The sequence below is a fragment of the Nostoc sp. CCY0012 genome, from assembly GCF_963920855.1.
Lineage (GTDB): Bacteria > Cyanobacteriota > Cyanobacteriia > Cyanobacteriales > Nostocaceae > Cyanocohniella.
The window spans coordinates 15,410-32,220 of record NZ_CAWUDM010000047.1 but is presented as its reverse complement, the minus strand read 5'-3'; the positions used below and the strand labels follow the sequence as shown (position 1 = coordinate 32,220).

The window sequence follows — 16,811 nt, the reverse complement described above, 5'->3', positions numbered from 1 at the left end:
TCCGGCACGCTACGCGAACGCCAGTCGCTCATGGGGGAAACCCCCAAGACCGCGCTGGTCTCACCCACTCCCCACTCCCTAACCTGTTTTTCCGTCTCGAACGCAAAAAAGATAGACACATGAGTATTTCAATTAGACCTGACGAAATCAGCAGCATTATTCAGCAGCAAATCGAGCAATACGACCAAGAAGTCAAAGTTGCTAACGTTGGTACCGTCCTCCAAGTGGGTGACGGTATTGCCCGGATCTATGGTCTAGAAAAGGCTATGGCTGGGGAACTATTAGAATTTGAAGATGGCACAATCGGTATCGCCCAGAACTTAGAAGAAGATAACGTGGGCGCGGTGTTGATGGGTCAAGGTCTGAACATTCAAGAAGGTAGCTCTGTAACTGCTACCGGCAGAATTGCTCAGGTTCCCGTAGGTGAAGCCCTAATTGGCCGGGTTGTCGATGCCTTGGGTGTGGCCATTGACGGTAAAGGAGACATCAAAACTAGCGATAGCCGTTTGATTGAATCTCCAGCACCTGGTATCATTGCCCGTCGGTCTGTACACGAACCCATGCAAACGGGTATTACAGCCATCGACTCCATGATTCCCATTGGTCGGGGACAACGGGAATTGATCATTGGTGACCGTCAAACAGGCAAAACGGCGATCGCCATTGACACCATCATCAACCAGAAAGGTGAAGATGTAATTTGTGTCTACGTTGCCATTGGCCAAAAAGCATCCACTGTGGCTAACGTGGTCCAAACCTTACAAGAAAAAGGCGCAATGGACTATACCGTAGTCGTTGCCGCTAGTGCCAGTGAACCAGCTACATTACAGTACCTAGCTCCTTACACCGGGGCAACCATCGCTGAGTACTTTATGTACAAAGGCAAAGCTACCTTGGTGGTTTATGATGACCTTTCCAAGCAAGCCCAAGCTTATCGCCAAATGTCCCTATTGCTACGTCGGCCACCCGGACGGGAAGCTTACCCTGGAGATGTATTCTTCATCCACTCCCGCTTGTTGGAAAGAGCCGCTAAACTCAGTGATGAATTGGGTAAAGGCAGTATGACTGCGCTACCAATCATCGAAACCCAAGCTGGTGACGTTTCGGCATATATCCCCACCAACGTAATTTCGATTACCGATGGTCAGATATTCTTGTCATCTGACTTGTTTAACGCTGGGATTCGTCCGGCTGTAAACCCTGGTATTTCTGTATCCCGTGTGGGTTCGGCAGCACAAACCAAGGCCATGAAAAAAGTTGCCGGTAAAGTGAAATTGGAACTAGCCCAGTTTGACGACCTGCAAGCCTTTGCTCAATTTGCTTCTGACTTGGATAAAGCTACCCAAGACCAATTGGCACGTGGTCAAAGATTGCGCGAATTGCTCAAGCAGCCACAAAATGCTCCCCTGGCAGTATACGAGCAAGTAGCAATTCTATATGCTGGTATCAATGGCTATATGGATGATGTACCTGTAGATAAAGTTACCACCTTTACCAAAGGTTTAAGAGAGTACTTAAAAACAGGTAAGCCTCAGTACACTGACTCCGTAAAGAGCAAAAAAGTACTGGGTGACGAAGAAGAGACAGCCTTGAAGGAAGCACTTGTAGAATACAAAAAGACCTTCCAAGCAACAGCGTAATTAGTCATTGGTCAATAGTCATGAGTCATTGGGAAACACTTAATGGCTATTGACTGTTGACATTTGACTATGGACTAGGGACTCAGAACTTAAGAATATGGCCAATCTCAAAGCAATACGCGATCGCATTCAGTCGGTCAAAAACACCAAAAAAATTACAGAAGCCATGCGGCTGGTAGCGGCTGCTAGGGTACGTCGCGCCCAAGAACAGGTAACTGCTACTCGTCCCTTTGCCGATCGCTTGGCACAAGTACTGTATGGCTTGCAAACTCGTCTGCGGTTTGAAGATGTAGATTTGCCACTACTGAAAAAACGGGAAGTTAAGACAGTAGGGTTGTTGGTAATTTCAGGCGATCGCGGTTTGTGTGGCGGTTACAACGCTAATGTGATCCGTCGTGCCGAAAACCGCGCCAAGGAACTCCAAGCCGAAGGTGTAAATTACAAATATGTACTGGTAGGGCGCAAAGCCATCCAGTATTTCCAACGTCGGGAACAACCCATCGATGGTACCTACACTGGCTTAGAGCAAATTCCTACAGCAGCAGAAGCTACAGAAATTGCCGATCAACTACTTTCTTTGTTCCTCTCAGAAAATGTAGATCGCATTGAGTTAATTTATACCAGATTCGTCTCCTTGGTTAGCTCCCGCCCTGTGGTGCAAACTCTGCTTCCTTTAGATCCTCAAGGTCTAGAGGCCGCAGATGACGAAATCTTCCGCCTCACAACTCGTGGCGGTCAATTTGAAGTCGAACGGCAAAAAGTGACCAGTACAGCCCGGCCTTTGCCCCGTGACATGATTTTTGAACAAGACCCAGTGCAGATTCTGGATTCTCTGTTGCCCTTGTATCTCAGTAACCAACTATTACGAGCGCTACAGGAATCAGCAGCCAGTGAACTAGCAGCGCGGATGACAGCAATGAACAATGCCAGCGACAATGCTGGTGAATTGATTAAATCTCTGTCCTTGTCTTATAACAAAGCAAGACAAGCCGCTATTACCCAAGAACTCCTAGAGGTTGTGGGCGGTGCTGAAGCACTAACTTAGGGAATTGTTAATTGTTTAGTTTAAAAAAATAGCTAGTTGCTAGTTGTCTTGATAATTAGCAATTGGCTATTTTTAGTAAGTAATGAATATGATGATAGTGTAAGTTTAAACATAGAGCTTTTTATTTTTATTTCATTTTATTCTCATAATTAAATTTAAATTTTAGCTTAATCAATATATTAAGAAATAACCAGAGAACTATTTTTTCGGACAATAAATTATTTTGTGTCTAGATTAATGCCACAAGTATATTTGCTACTCTTGGTGTAAGTAAGTCGGCGAGAAAAAATCAAACTATGTTAAGCAATGTAAAATAATTAAAATTCATTTCGTAGTAAGGGCTTAAGCCCTTATTTGAGGACGAAAGTCCTCACCCTACGGGTGATGCCGACCGATGCCGCAGGCTGTACGTTAGTCGCTCATGGGGGAAACCCCCCGCCGTTCGCCTTTGGCGTCTCCCCTTGGGAGAAGGATGCCCGTTCGCGTAGCGTCTCCTTTAGGAGAAGGGCTGTAGACCGCGCTAACTCACTACAAACCTTTAATTATTTACGCCGTCCTACTTACATGAAATTGACTCGACCCTATCAACCACTCCTCCTTCGCATTTTGCATGGACTCACTGGTCTGTTGTTAGTAGCTGCAATTCTAACGGCTTTCTGGACGTACGATACCTATGATGGGCGCTGGGGAAGAATTCCATTACCTTCCTATCGAGAAATTGAAGGATTACATGGAACTTTTGGATTATTGACCTTACTGATATTTCCTGCGTTTGTACTCTATGCATTTCATAGGGGTCAGAAGCGACTGATTCAGCCTGATTCGTTGACTAAATTGGTTCAGGTTGGTAAACCCATTTGGTGGTATACATTAAACCGCTTGACAAATACCTTTGTCCTCCTGGCTTTAACTTTTGCGTTATTTAGCGGCAAGATGATGGATGAAACATGGTTGCCACAAGGGGAATTAAATCATGACTGGTATTATGCTCACTTAATTGCATGGGTGATTATGGTGGTGGCGATCGCCCTTCACCTGTTGATCAATGCCAAAGTTGGTGGAGTTCCGTTACTGCTATCCATGCTCAATTGGCAATTTCGTGACAAAGATAGTCCTACTTTCTGGTCTGCCCATATCTCTCAATGGTGGTCAAGTCTCTGGCAAGGTTCCTGGTCGAACTGGTTTCAATCTTCGCGTACTCTGGTGTTATTAGAATCAGCTATCCTCATCAGCATTGTTGCTGCCTGGATGATTCCACTATTTAAGTAACTGCCAACTTCCCATCCAGACACTCTGTGTTTTTCCGCAACACTGGCATGAACTCAAATTTTATCGCCGCACCACACATTTCCCCAACCAAGTAATATAATTGAAATATAAAGACATGGGTCCGTAACGGTTTCGACAGGTTGGCGAACGCTACTCTGTGATTCAGGTCGAGAGTGAGTCTCCTCTCGCAAATCAAAGGCTCAAAAAAAAAGTAAATGCGAATAACATCGTTAGCTTTGCTCGTAAGCCTGCTTTAGCAGTTGCATAAAAACCTCTTATAGGTTCGAGCGTCTTCGGTTCGACTCCGTTAAGGATTGAAGACCAACCCCCAACGGACGCTCTAACAAGTGTTCTCTGATTGGCTTGTTAGCTAAGAATTAATCAGAGCATCCTACGTTCGGGATAATGAACGATTCCCGCCTTGAGGGTCAGAAAGGCTAAACCTGTGAATGAGCGGGGGGTAAATACCCAATTTGGACAGCAGTTCGACTCTGCTCGGATCCACTAATAACTAAAAACAAATCCACCAAGCAGTTATATGTTTAGGTGGATTTTTATTTTCTATATATAAAAGTTAAGAATTTTAACTAATCACACAGATGTAAAAGCATTGTAATTAGCTCATTTTCATCTACAGTCGTGGGATGCGTAGTTTTGGTATCAGTTTTTGGTGCTATTGACCAATGACCAACGACTGATGTATGTTTTCATTGCTAATGTGACAAAACTAGCTAGAAAAACAAAAATTTCAGGTAAGCTAACAAAACAGAAAATTTCAATAGGGGTGCTAAATGGCCAGGAGAAGACCCAAGCCGGAATCTGCATCAAAAACAGTTTGGGAGTGTGTACAACAAGACTGTCATAATTGTAGTCCAGCGAAGTGGCATGAGTATGACAGTTATTGCCACATTAGAACCCTGAAGAGAGTGGTACAACTACGCCTAAAAATTCGCCGCTGCCAAAACCCAGTTTGTGAAAGCTTGCGACTAATTAAGCAGATTTGATTCCGCTAATTCCCTATTTGGCATTAGATTTTGCTCATTGTTGTCTCATTTGAGGTGATTTTTGCCTGTAAGCAAACTCGCTGAAATCGCTCAATTTCTAAATAATTTCCTTGATAATTAAATTCTTCACCGTCTACCCAGGCTTTTTGAACTTCCACTCCATGAACCTGGAGACGCACTGTGTTGTAAGGAAAAACATAATTTCCCTGTTGCTGCCAGATAATTTCTAGATGATGGCGATCGCCTTCAAGATAAAATTCATCTAAACGCCACGGCCCATACCCATCACCAGCATCACTATAAATTCGACCTCCACCAGTTAAGTTAACGGGTGGGTAGATATGCAAAGTTAATTTTCCATCGGCTTCAGTTGGTAAAATACTTCCAGCCTTAACTAATACAGGTATTTCTTCCCTTGGTGCTGCCAAATTCACTTCTTTGGCACCTTCCCACAAGTTATCATCCCAGAAATCATACCAATGTCCTTGGGGTAAAAGGACTGTCCGGGAAGTAGCCCCTTCTTCAACAATAGGTGCAACCAAAAGAGCATCACCTAATAAAAACGCATCTTCCACACCCCAAAGCTGCTGATTTTCGCTGTCAGCCCAGAAAAGTGGACGCACTAAGGGATGTCCGGTTTGTGTTGCTTCCCAAGCGAGGGTATATAAGTAAGGTAAAAGCCGATAGCGCAGATGTAAAAATTCTCGAACAATACTCAAAGTTGGTTCACCAAAACTCCAAGGAGTGCGCGGCTTGACATTGTTGGCAGAATGAGTGCGAAAAAATGGTAAAAAACATGACATCTGGAACCAGCGTAAATACAGTTCCTCGCTGGGGTCGCCTTTAAATCCGCCAATATCTGGGCCACTGTAAGGAATACCTGATAGACCCAAGTTGATGACTGTGGGAATGGTTTGGCGTAAGCCTGTCCAACTAGTCTCAATATCTCCTGTCCAAGTCCAGGCATAACGTTGCAAACCTGCCCAACCTGCACGTGAAACTATAAAAGGACGGTGTTCTGGTTGATACTGACTTAATGCCTCATAACCTGCCTGAGCTTGCAGTAATCCATAAACATTATGTGCCTCTAAATGATTACCACCTCTACCTTCCATAAAATGCTGGGTGGAATGTGGTGGTAAACTGGGATCTCCCCATAAAACAAAGATTCCCGGCTCATTCATATCATGCCAAAAGCCACTAAAGCCTAAATCTAGGAGATATTCATACTGCCGACTCCACCAGTGACGGGCTTGGGGGTTAGTGAAATCGGGAAAGGCGGACATTCCCGGCCACACAGGGGCAATGATCATTTTGCCATTGGAGAGCTTACAAAATATATCTTGCGCCTTTCCTTCTTTAAACAATTCACTCTTGCGGTCAGCTTTGACACCTGGATTAACGATCGCAATTAAATGTACTCCCCTGGCTACCAAATCTCGGTTAAAATCAGCTAACTTAGGGAAACGGTCAGGGTCAATGGTAAAAGCGCGAAATCCATCTTGACAGTCAATATCCAAGTGAATTGCACTCAAAGGTAAATCATGGGTGATAAATCCTTCCGCGGCTTCTCTGACTGCGGTTTCGGTTTCATAGCCCCAACGTGATTGATGATACCCTAATACCCATCGAGGTGGTAGGGCTGGGCGACCCGTTAATTCTGTATAGCGGTCTATTAATTGGGCTGGTGAGCCTATACTGAAATAATAACGCAACGCACCTCCAGCAAAGTCAGCCGCCGCGCAACCATTAAGGCTAAATGTAGCGTGATAGGTATTTTCGTAAAAAATTAAATAACTACCAGAGTTATGTAAACCCAAGTAGAGGGGAATGCAAAGATAAAGTGGGTCTGTTCCTGGGCCGTATCTACCGCCAGCGTCGTAGTTCCACATCACGTAACTGCTGGTTTGGGATGATGTGCGGAGGTTGAGAGGGCCTGCGCGTTCGCCTAACCCATAGATATGTTCTTCATTTCGTAATTTTGCTTGATGTAACCAACCAGAGGTTTTTTGTTGGGGAGGTAATTCTTCTCTGATAATTTCCCCTTGGGCGTTTTGAAATTCTAAACTACCGTTGAGACTGACAATTATCTTGATTGCTGTACTGGAAATCATCCAGCGATCATCGCCTACTGCTTGAAATTGTACGTCAACTTCTGACCAATCACAACGAGCGATCGCATAGGGAATAGGAAGTACCCCAGGTTGCCAATCAATGCGAACTAAATCTGCCGTCAGAAAACAAATTTCTAGCTGCACATTCTGAAAGTAAAACTTTCCACCTGTTGAGGTAGCTTCAGTGTCAAGAATATTGCCAATTTCCCCAAACACTTCCCCGGAACTTTGAAACTGGCGCTCTAAAAAGTCACGTTGCAAAGAATAGAAAAATGAACCAAGAAACCGTCGCAATTTGATTAAGCGTAGGTTTAATAATGCTTGTTTCCAAAAATTCATAACCTAATTATGGGAATTGGAGGAAATTGGCGACTGTTTTTTATTGGTCAACTGCCGATGGATAAACGCCTGTGGCAACTAACACAGGTTTATTGCTGTACTCAGCTTCTAACTGTCTCTGCAAAGTTAAATCCCAGGTCAAGTCGTAATCTCGTTCTAGTTCAGCGACGACAAACGGACGTAGTACACCAGTGACAACAACATCTTCTCCATCATTTACACTCGTTTGTGGCTGTGCTTGCGTATGCAGTACAAGTAAATTTTCTCCCCCTAATAATTGGTCATCATCTAAAGCAAATGAAGCTTGGTTTTTCACATCTGCCACTTCACCTGCCACTGCTAAAGTTTTGCCATAGTAGAAGGTAGGGTCGGAAGTGATATCACCGGGTTTAGGTGCTAATGCCAACGACTGAGCAATGATAGTAGGTTGATTTTCGTATTCACTGTATACGTTTGGCTGCAAATTTAATTTGTACTCTTGATTAATTTCTGCCAGGTTAAATCTGCGAACTGTCCCTGTGGCTTGAATTTCTATATTTTGACCTTCAGGAATAGTCAAAGGTTCGCCTGTAGCGTTGACAACGAGGACGTTATCACTACCAAACAATTTATCGTCCCCAATGGTAAAGGTGGTAGGACTTACCATATTCTCTGGTTCACTTCTGACAGTTACGGTTTGTCCAATCAATTCTTCTGTGCGGTCTGATACTTGTTCAGTGGTCACGTTTCCTGGTTCTTCAGGCGCAGTTGCTTCAGGTACTACATTCTCACAAGCAGAAACTAACAGTGTTCCCAAAATGAGAACAGCAGCACCTTTAGATTTCCATAGTTTATTTGTCCAGCTTGTAGATTGATTTTTATTCAGTTTATTCACCATAAAACACTCCTCTTTTTTCCTACTTTTTATCTGCAAGTTAGATACACCAATTTTGCTCATAGTTAATTTATTTACATCTCATTAAACAAATTATGAAGATGTAGTAAATAAACCAGAGACATATAAACTACCTAAATCATGAGAAAGTCTTTTTTGTTGGAAATTTTGACAGTTCTGCAACAAAAAAAATTTTTGATTTTTATAGGTAGTTATAAACATTGTCCTATTATAAACAAGGAAAATAATCTTCTCTTCTATCTATTTGATTATTTTTTGTCTACCTTAAGAAAGATAAAATCGCTGAGTCATTTTCTACATTTCATAGTTTGCTGCCAAGGATTGAATAACATCATCGTATTTTCTGTAGACATCCTTGCGGTCTTGTGATTCTGGTAAACCTTCATGGCTACCACGTTCAATCATGTCAGCATGTCGCCGCAACACTTCCCGATGGTGAGGATTTTTGGTATGAGTAGCAACCAAGGCGATCGCTTCTAGTAAACGAATTGTTACAGCAGCGTCAGAATTGCTATATTGTCTAATTTGGTTAAAGGCTTGATCGACTATGCCCTCAAAATCTAAGGATGGAACCATCACCCTCAATTGGTTATCATAATCGTAGCGATAGGGTGAGGGAAACTGCCTTTGTACTAGATAACATAGTCCTGCACTCAATCGGTCAATACACCGAATAGCAGTGAAAGGATCATTAATTCCCGGAGAAATAGCACGTAAAGCAATTTCCACTAACTGTTGTATAGGAAACTCTATATCCTGCTGTTCTGTACGTTCTTTTCCTATAATAAATATCTGTTGTAGTTGCTGCTTCAGCTTGTTATTTACTCGTACCCCAGGCCAAACCATTACTAATTCACTACCCTTAACAACAAAGTTGCCCGGTCGAAATTTAACATGTACTAAAAGATCATATTGACGGGCAATCTCCATCAATTTTTCATCATTAATTGCTTGCAAATAACCATTTTTATTATTTTTAATGGGGTAAGCCTGCAATGAAAAATCTGGTGGAACATCTTCTCTATATGGTTGATTTACTTGAGGATTAACACCAATTTTTTCAGGAAATAATCGCTCAATCGCTTTATCTAAATCGTCACTCACACTTTGCAGTACATGTGATACCTGAATAATTGTTGATGCATGATGAATAAAGTAAATAAGTACGCCAATACTAAGAATCGCTAGAGCAAGACCAACGGTGACAGAAAGATGAGGCACAAACAAATCGAAGTCTTCATTATAAATGGCACGCAGTACCAGCAAGGAATAAATAAATGTGCCAATAAATACACCCAGAACAATTTGATTGCCTGTATCTTTCATAAAATTACGCAACAGCCTGGGCCCAAAAGTGGAAGAAGCTAGTTGCATAGCCACAATGGTAATAGAAAAAGATGTAGCCGTAACACTAATCATTGAACTGGCGATGGCCGAAAGTACTGCTCTTGATCCTTCGGGGCCACCTGCGTACAACCAATCCCAATCATTAAAATCAATGATGTGGTCAAGAGTCAATGTTACCACTGCTAGAATTATCGAACTTATGGCCAAGATTCCTGGCAAAAACCAGTAGCTAGTATGAAGTGCGTCCCAAACCTTGATTAACTTGACATTTTTCATGATTTATGAATTCGGGGTTCAAAAATTGCCCTTGGAGTTATTGTTACCACCATAATTATTCTGGAGATTATCAGATATTTGTCGTAAAGTTGCTTCTAGTTCCGGCGATAACTCTAAAGGTAAATTTCCCGAACGGACGTGCAAATCTCTCTGAGGAAAAGGAACTTTGATATTGTATTGTCGGAAAAGTTCTTCAATGCGAAAATATAAATTACTTTTAATCAAATATTGTTGGCTTGGTTGAGCAGTCCAGACCAGGAGGACAAAATTCAAAGCACTTTCACCAAAACCAGTAAAGAATATCGTTGGTGGCGGAACCGATAAAACTCCCGTTTGTCCTTTAGCAGCTCCCTGTAACGCCGATTTGACTGCACTGATATCGGAACCGTAAGCCACAGTCACAGGGATTCTTAGCCGAGAAACTGGGTTTTTATAGCTCCAATTAATCACTTGATCTTCCAGGAAACGTGAATTTGGCACAATAATGGAAACTTGATCTACCGTTCGCAGTATGGTACTACGACCACCAATGTGTTCCACTGAACCTTCTATATCACCCACCTGGATAAAATCACCGACTTGAATGGGGCGTTCAAACAGTAAAATCAAACCACTACCAAAGTTTTTGGCAATGTCTTGAAAACCAAAACCAATCCCTACACCCAAAGCACTAGCTAAAATTGTCAGGGAACTTAAATCTAGTCCCCAGATTTGTAGTAAAACAATAGTACCAATAATAATAATTGTATATTTAGTGATGATTGCGATCGCCTCTTGAGCGCCCCGCTCCATACCAGTCAATTGCAAAATTCTGGTTCTTAAAAGATTGGTGGCCGCACCAGCTACAATCATCAGTCCCAGTAGCAAAACCAATAACACCAGCAAATAAATCACTGAATATTCGCTTTGTCCCAAAGTCAGGATGGGAGATGTCAAGCTTTGAATCAATTGCTCAGTAATCTGATAGCTCCAGATTCTAGTGGTGGGGAATAAATTAGTAATATAGAGAGCTACAGTTACCCATAACCAAATCCGCCCTGCTAGTAGGGTAAAAGTAAACAATAAATGTAGAGCTGTAGCGGAACTAGAATCAACTTCTTCCTCCTCAGAAGATATAGGGAAGCGCTGCAAAACTGCCTGTCGAAAGCGTTTCCATAGCCATCCCAAGGATTGGTGCAAGGCAATTGCTATGATTAAAACGCCAGCACTCAGGAGTAACGAGTTGCGAATAAACCCAGCACTGCGCTCTTTTTGAGCTTGTAACAACACCTCTTCTAGTCTTTCCACCCAAATTTTTGCCTGTTCTTCGGGAGTGTTATTATCTAAAACATCTGTTTGGGTAACAGTCAACAGATATTGCTCATTCACCACAATAGTTGGGGATTGATTGCGTTCCTCAATTTCAACTTGGATTGGTTCTTGAGATAAGACAATTTGACGTAGCCGCAAATTAATTGATTCTGCCCGTTCCTCGGCGGTAAATTGTTGAGAACTACCAACTTGAAATACCGGAAGACCATCAATACTCACCGATGCTTGCGCTGCTGCGCGTGCAGGTGTAACTATCAACAACAAGGTGAGAATTAAAAACACCAAAGTTGTAGTAATCCAAGATTTAATTGAATTTGATGACTGTCGCAGATGTTTTCGATTCATTGATTTTGTGTATCTAGTGAACTACTTAAACTTTTATCTGGATAAAACAAGAATCCCACGCGCTTTTAGCCGTGGGAGTGTCGAATCTTATTGTTGAGGCGTTTTTTCACATCTGCGGGAAATCTAGCCCCTGTGGGGAAAATATTAATTGCTTCCCCAATCGAGATATTAAGACGTTGCTATATTCTAGCGTGGACACACCTGGTCTAAGGTTTTTTGCTAAAAGCGCGATCGCTAGTTAAAATCTACTATCTAATTCGATCTCTTTGATCAACCACTTTCACATTAGGATCGGTAGTAGTCGTATCTTTGTATGTCTCTGTATTACGATGAGCAGTAGTAGGAGCTACATCGGTAGCAGTACCACGTTCATTAGAGATATCATGTACCCTCCACTCACGAATACCCCGACTGATTAAAATAGCCGCAGCTTTCTCAATTTCGTTAGCAGGGCCATCTAAGATTACCAAGTAGTCTCCTCTAGATACCCGTTCACTATAAGCTCTGGCTTCTTCTTCGGGAATACCCAAACCCGTCAGCGCTCCCACAATACCACCGGCCGCGGCACCAATCCCAGCACCAGCTAAGGTAGTTGCTATAGTACCACCAGCTAGAAAGGGCCCGACCCCAGGAATAATTAAAGCTTCAAGACCTACAAGTAAGCCACCAAGACCACCAAAGACAGTACCTGTGGTTGCACCAATACCAGCACCTTCTTGAGCCTCAGTTTCACCGCGATCTGCGACATTAGCTCCAGCAATTTGGTCATAGCTACCTGTGTCTTTAGCCAAGATGGAAACGTTATCCATCACAAAACCTGAGCTTCTCAGTTCATTTAGGGCTGCTTCGGCTTTTTCTCGATTAGCAAATGTACCAATTGCCCGCTTATATTGTCGAGATACCATTTTTCCTCCTTACATACATCATTACGAATGTGTTGCCACAAAGGTAATTTTTGTAGTCATACTCGTCCCAGTATGTCTTCTAATATCTAAATATTCATCGACCTATAGGTTTAGCTTTGTATCCATCAGAAGGGCTAAAATGTATACCGTAGATAACGTAATTACGTCATTGCGACCGTAGAGTAAAGCCCTAACGGGCATGGCTGCGCTTACCGCGTAGCGTGCCGGAGGCTCTAGCAATCTCAAAGCCTTTATTTTCGCGGTGAGTCCGTAAGTCCTATTAAAGAGTTTAAAAGGTTTGAAACCCTTGCCGATAGCACTTGTGTGTACACCGTAGAAATTGAGAAGAGAGGAAGGTGGGGGATGGGGAAATTCCTCTAAATACATTGGGGAATGAGTTAGAATGCTTGTCAGATTTATTGATATAATGAAAAGCTGCCATCATGCTTGAAAAACTGGATTATGAATACTTAGCAGCGTTTTGTATTTACAGAAGATGATATTTTTATCGTTCAAATATCGCCTTATTTGAGTTTTAATTAAAAAAAATATTTATTAGTAATAGCCGGAAAAATAATATAAATGTTAAATCGTTTGAAGATTGGAACTAAAATCGGGGCGGGTTTTGCCATGAGTTTGGCAATTTTAGTAACGATTGGTCTAATCTCTTTTCAAAGTACCAATGAACTCGTTAAAACGTCGGAGCAAGAAAAAGATACATACAAAATACTCAGTCAGTTGGACGAATTGGAGCTTCAAGTTATACAGGCAGAAACTGGACAACGGGGTTATCTAATTAGTGAAGACGAGCTTTATCTAGAACCTTATAATTCTGCCATCAAAGTGCTAGATGAAACGTTTCAAGAACTTAAACGGTTACTAGCAGATAATCCTGGACAACAAAACCGACTAAATAGGTTACAGCCACTGATTAATGAGCGAATCGCTGTCATGCAAGCAGTTCTCAATTTGCGAGAAACTCAAGGATGGGAAGCGGCTCAAAAAGCTGTCCAGGGAGATCAGGGTAAGCAACTGATGGATGCAATTCGGCAGATCATCCAGGAAATTGAAGCAGAGGAAAATTTGCGCCTACAGCAGCGCTCTGAACAAGCAGGGGTGGCTGCTCAAAGGACTGTAAATAGTATTACTTTTAGTATTCCCTTTGTGGCTCTAGTCATAGCTTTAATTGGATTCTGGTTATCTAGGCATATTTCCCAGCCACTGAAGCAATTTTCTGATGCAGCGGAAGAGATTGCTGCGGGGAATTTATCTGTAAGTTTACCAAAGAGCGATCGCCTGGATGAAATTGGTATATTGTCGCGTACTTTCAAACAGATGATCGCTAATCTGCAAAATATCACACAAAAAAATGAGGAGCAAAATTGGTTTAATGCTAATTTAGCTGAATTTACCCAGATGCTTCAAGGACAGCGAGATATAGAAGGCGTATCTCGGATGATTTTGTCCAATTTGGCACCATTGGTTGGCGCCCAGCAAGGGGTTTTATATTTAATGGATGAGGCTTACCAAGAGCCTGTTTTAAAGTTGCTGAGTAGTTATGCTTATCAAGAGCGCAAACATTTATCTAATCAATTCCGCTTAGGTGAAGGATTGGTAGGGCAATGTGCTTTAGAAAAACAAAAAATTCTCTTAACTGATGTACCTAGTGATTATATTCGTATTAATTCCGGCTTGGGTGCCGCATTACCATTAAATATTATTGTGTTACCTGTACTATTTGAAAATCAGGTAACGGCTGTAATTGAACTAGCTTCTTTGCAGCAATTTGGTCATCTACAATTGCAATTTTTAGAACAATTAAGTGAAATTATTGGGATATTTTTAAATAATATTGCGGCCAACGCTCAAACACAAGATTTGTTAAACGAGTCTCAAGCTTTAACAGAAGAACTACAACTCCAGCAAGAAGAACTCAAGCAAAGCAATCAACGCTTAGAACAGCAGGCGCAAGAGTTAGAAGAATCGCAATTTCTCTTGAAGCAGCAACAAGAGGAATTGAAACAGTCTAATGAAGAATTGCAGCAACTAAATGAAGAATTAGAAGAAAAAGCCGAATTACTTGAGGTGCAAAATCGGGAAGTTGCGCGTAAAAATCGTGAGGTTGAGCAAGCCAGACAGTCTTTGGAAGAAAAGGCCAAACAACTGGCTTTATCTTCCAAATATAAATCCGAATTTCTGGCGAATATGTCCCATGAATTGCGAACGCCACTTAATAGCCTGTTAATCTTAGCAAGATTACTGGCAGATAATACCGAAGGTCATTTAACAGACAAGCAGGTAGAGTATAGCCAGACAATTTATGCTGCCGGCACAGACTTATTAGAATTAATTAATGACATCTTAGATTTAGCCAAAATTGAATCGGGAACCCTAGCAGTAGATATTGAGCAAGTCACCTTTGTCGATTTGCAGGCATCATTAGATCGGACTTTTCGTCAAATTGCTCAAGATAAAGAACTCAATTTTGCAGTGGAACTGGATGATAAATTACCAAATGCCATTGCTAACGACTCTAAACGTTTGCAACAAATATTGAAAAATCTGCTTGCTAATGCTTTTAAGTTCACTGAAAAAGGCAGCGTCAAATTACAAATTAGGGTGACTGAAGAGATTAGCAAAAATGGTAGTCCCATGATTGCATTTGCTGTCAGTGACACAGGAATTGGTATTCCTGAAGAAAAACAAAAGATTATTTTTGAAGCATTTCAGCAAGCAGACGGTACCACTAGCCGCAAGTATGGGGGAACTGGTTTAGGCTTGTCCATTAGCCGTGAGTTAGCGCAACTATTGGGGGGCAGAATTGAGTTATTTAGTCAAGGAGGACAGGGAAGTATTTTTACTCTTTATTTACCCCAGACTTACACAGTTAATGAACTAACAGCAATTCCCAAAGCCATCACGGAAAAAGAAGTTATATCTTCCCCACCTCTTTCCCCAGTTGCAAATCCAGCAGCAACAATAATTCCCACTCCAATTGAGTCAATTCCCGATGATCGCCAGCAAATTCAACCAGGCGATCGCGTTTTACTCATTGTCGAAGATGATGATAAATTTGCCCGTATTTTCTTAGAAATAGCCCGTGAACAGGGTTTTAAAGTCATTGTGGCTTTACAGAGTAAAGAAGGACTGGCGTTAGCCCAACAATATAAACCTGATGCCATTACCCTGGATATTCATATGCCAGATATGGACGGTTGGACAATGCTGGATCGTCTCAAGCGTGATCCGGAAACCAGACACATCCCTGTACACATCTTGTCTGTCGATGATCGAGAACAACGCAGATTACAGCTAGGAGCAATTACCCATCTGCAAAAGCCCATATCTCCAGAAAAGCTCAATCAAGCATTGACTGAAATTAAAAGCTTTATTGAACGTAAAGTCAAAACTCTGTTAGTAGTGGAAGATGATCCTGTACAAGCTCAAAGTATTATTGAATTGATTGGTAATGGCGATGTCAAAAGTACGGCAGTGTATACAGGAACCGCAGCCCTAGAAATTCTGCAATCACAGCGATTTGATTGTATGGTGCTAGACTTAGGTCTGCCGGATATGACTGGTTTAGAACTAATTGAACAAATCAAACAACAATCCAGTTTATTGAAACTGCCAATCATCGTTTACACAGGTAAAGAATTAACCAGACAAGAAGATACCCAACTCAGACGATTGGCAGAGACGATTATTATTAAGAATGTGCGATCGCCTGAGCGTTTACTTGATGAAACTGCTCTATTTTTACATCGAGTACAGGCAAACTTGCCCCAGCCCAAGCGTCAGATGCTAGAACAGTTGCGACAAACAGATCCAGTGCTAGCTAACCGCAAAACTCTGATTATAGATGACGATTTGCGGAATATTTTTGCCATTACCAGCTTTTTAGAAAGCTATCACATGGAAGTACTATTTGCCGAAAATGGCAGAGATGGCATTGAAATGCTGCAAGCGCATCCCGACATTCATGCTGTGTTAATGGATATCATGATGCCAGAAATGGATGGTTATGAAACAACCATTGCCATCCGCAAGCAACCGCAATTCCGCTCATTACCAATTATTGCTTTAACAGCCAAAGCCATGCCAGGCGATCGCGAAAAGTGTATTGATGCTGGTGCTTCTGATTACATTACTAAGCCAGTGGATACCGAACAATTACTTTCACTGCTGCGGGTATGGTTATATAGATAGTACGAGGAAATTAGCCAGGCGATCGTATTTGTTTAATATATTTTGTGTTATCGCTAATAGTGTTTATTGGCACAAAATATTTGGCAACAGCAAAATTCATCAGCAAAAACAT

General features: G+C 41.9%; 9 protein-coding genes and 1 other RNA gene. 5 read left to right on the top strand and 5 right to left on the bottom strand.

Translation table 11 applies throughout. From position 1 onward, the window contains the following. The first annotated feature begins 119 nt into the window (after positions 1 to 119). The 4 genes from atpA (at position 120) to ssrA (ending at position 4,461) form a co-directional block, all read left to right on the top strand. Entirely contained in the window at positions 120 to 1,640 is a 1,521-nt protein-coding gene (gene atpA, locus ACM0OS_RS15295) for a F0F1 ATP synthase subunit alpha (protein WP_414544046.1), read from the top strand. Between the two features lie 97 nt (positions 1,641 to 1,737). Further along, positions 1,738 to 2,685, top strand: coding sequence for a F0F1 ATP synthase subunit gamma (locus tag ACM0OS_RS15290; RefSeq protein ID WP_414544045.1), 948 nt, complete (start codon positions 1,738 to 1,740; stop codon positions 2,683 to 2,685). 354 nt (positions 2,686 to 3,039) lie between these two features. Then, positions 3,040 to 3,954, top strand: a complete 915-nt coding sequence (locus ACM0OS_RS15285; RefSeq protein WP_414544044.1) for a cytochrome b/b6 domain-containing protein — start codon at positions 3,040 to 3,042, stop codon at positions 3,952 to 3,954. A 117-nt stretch (positions 3,955 to 4,071) separates the two neighbouring features. After that, positions 4,072 to 4,461, top strand: a transfer-messenger RNA (tmRNA) gene (gene ssrA, locus ACM0OS_RS15280). 520 nt (positions 4,462 to 4,981) lie between these two features. Here ssrA and ACM0OS_RS15275 read toward each other — a convergent pair. The 5 genes from ACM0OS_RS15275 to ACM0OS_RS15255 form a co-directional block, all read right to left on the bottom strand. Further along, positions 4,982 to 7,411, bottom strand: coding sequence for a TIM-barrel domain-containing protein (locus ACM0OS_RS15275; protein ID WP_414544043.1), 2,430 nt, complete (start codon positions 7,409 to 7,411; stop codon positions 4,982 to 4,984). A gap of 40 nt (positions 7,412 to 7,451) precedes the next feature. Then, the gene (locus tag ACM0OS_RS15270; protein ID WP_414544042.1) at positions 7,452 to 8,288 is read right to left on the bottom strand and encodes a hypothetical protein; all 837 of its coding nucleotides are present in this window, start codon (positions 8,286 to 8,288) and stop codon (positions 7,452 to 7,454) included. 312 nt (positions 8,289 to 8,600) lie between these two features. Then, complete coding sequence (locus ACM0OS_RS15265) at positions 8,601 to 9,929, bottom strand: DUF2254 domain-containing protein (RefSeq protein WP_414544041.1); 1,329 nt, start codon at positions 9,927 to 9,929, stop codon at positions 8,601 to 8,603. Between the two features lie 18 nt (positions 9,930 to 9,947). Further along, positions 9,948 to 11,585, bottom strand: a complete 1,638-nt coding sequence (locus ACM0OS_RS15260) for a mechanosensitive ion channel family protein (RefSeq protein ID WP_414544040.1) — start codon at positions 11,583 to 11,585, stop codon at positions 9,948 to 9,950. A gap of 248 nt (positions 11,586 to 11,833) precedes the next feature. Beyond that, positions 11,834 to 12,490 carry a general stress protein gene (locus ACM0OS_RS15255; protein ID WP_414544039.1) on the bottom strand — a complete coding sequence of 219 codons (657 nt, stop codon included), beginning with the start codon at positions 12,488 to 12,490 and terminating at the stop codon, positions 11,834 to 11,836. 582 nt (positions 12,491 to 13,072) lie between these two features. Here ACM0OS_RS15255 and ACM0OS_RS15250 point away from each other — a divergent pair. After that, a complete protein-coding gene (locus tag ACM0OS_RS15250) occupies positions 13,073 to 16,699 on the top strand; it encodes a response regulator (protein WP_414544038.1) in 3,627 nt (1,208 codons plus the stop codon). Positions 16,700 to 16,811: the final 112 nt, after the last annotated feature.

What these genes read in the sequence shown, in the direction of transcription:
- ACM0OS_RS15260 (WP_414544040.1), bottom strand. Translation starts at nt 11,585, where the DNA reads ATGAATCGAAAACATCTGCGACAGTCATCAAATTCAATTAAATCTTGG.
- ACM0OS_RS15265 (WP_414544041.1), bottom strand. Translation starts at nt 9,929, where the DNA reads ATGAAAAATGTCAAGTTAATCAAGGTTTGGGACGCACTTCATACTAGC.
- ACM0OS_RS15290 (WP_414544045.1), top strand. Translation starts at nt 1,738, where the DNA reads ATGGCCAATCTCAAAGCAATACGCGATCGCATTCAGTCGGTCAAAAAC.
- ACM0OS_RS15250 (WP_414544038.1), top strand. Translation starts at nt 13,073, where the DNA reads ATGTTAAATCGTTTGAAGATTGGAACTAAAATCGGGGCGGGTTTTGCC.
- atpA (WP_414544046.1), top strand. Translation starts at nt 120, where the DNA reads ATGAGTATTTCAATTAGACCTGACGAAATCAGCAGCATTATTCAGCAG.
- ACM0OS_RS15255 (WP_414544039.1), bottom strand. Translation starts at nt 12,490, where the DNA reads ATGGTATCTCGACAATATAAGCGGGCAATTGGTACATTTGCTAATCGA.
- ACM0OS_RS15275 (WP_414544043.1), bottom strand. Translation starts at nt 7,411, where the DNA reads ATGAATTTTTGGAAACAAGCATTATTAAACCTACGCTTAATCAAATTG.
- ACM0OS_RS15270 (WP_414544042.1), bottom strand. Translation starts at nt 8,288, where the DNA reads ATGGTGAATAAACTGAATAAAAATCAATCTACAAGCTGGACAAATAAA.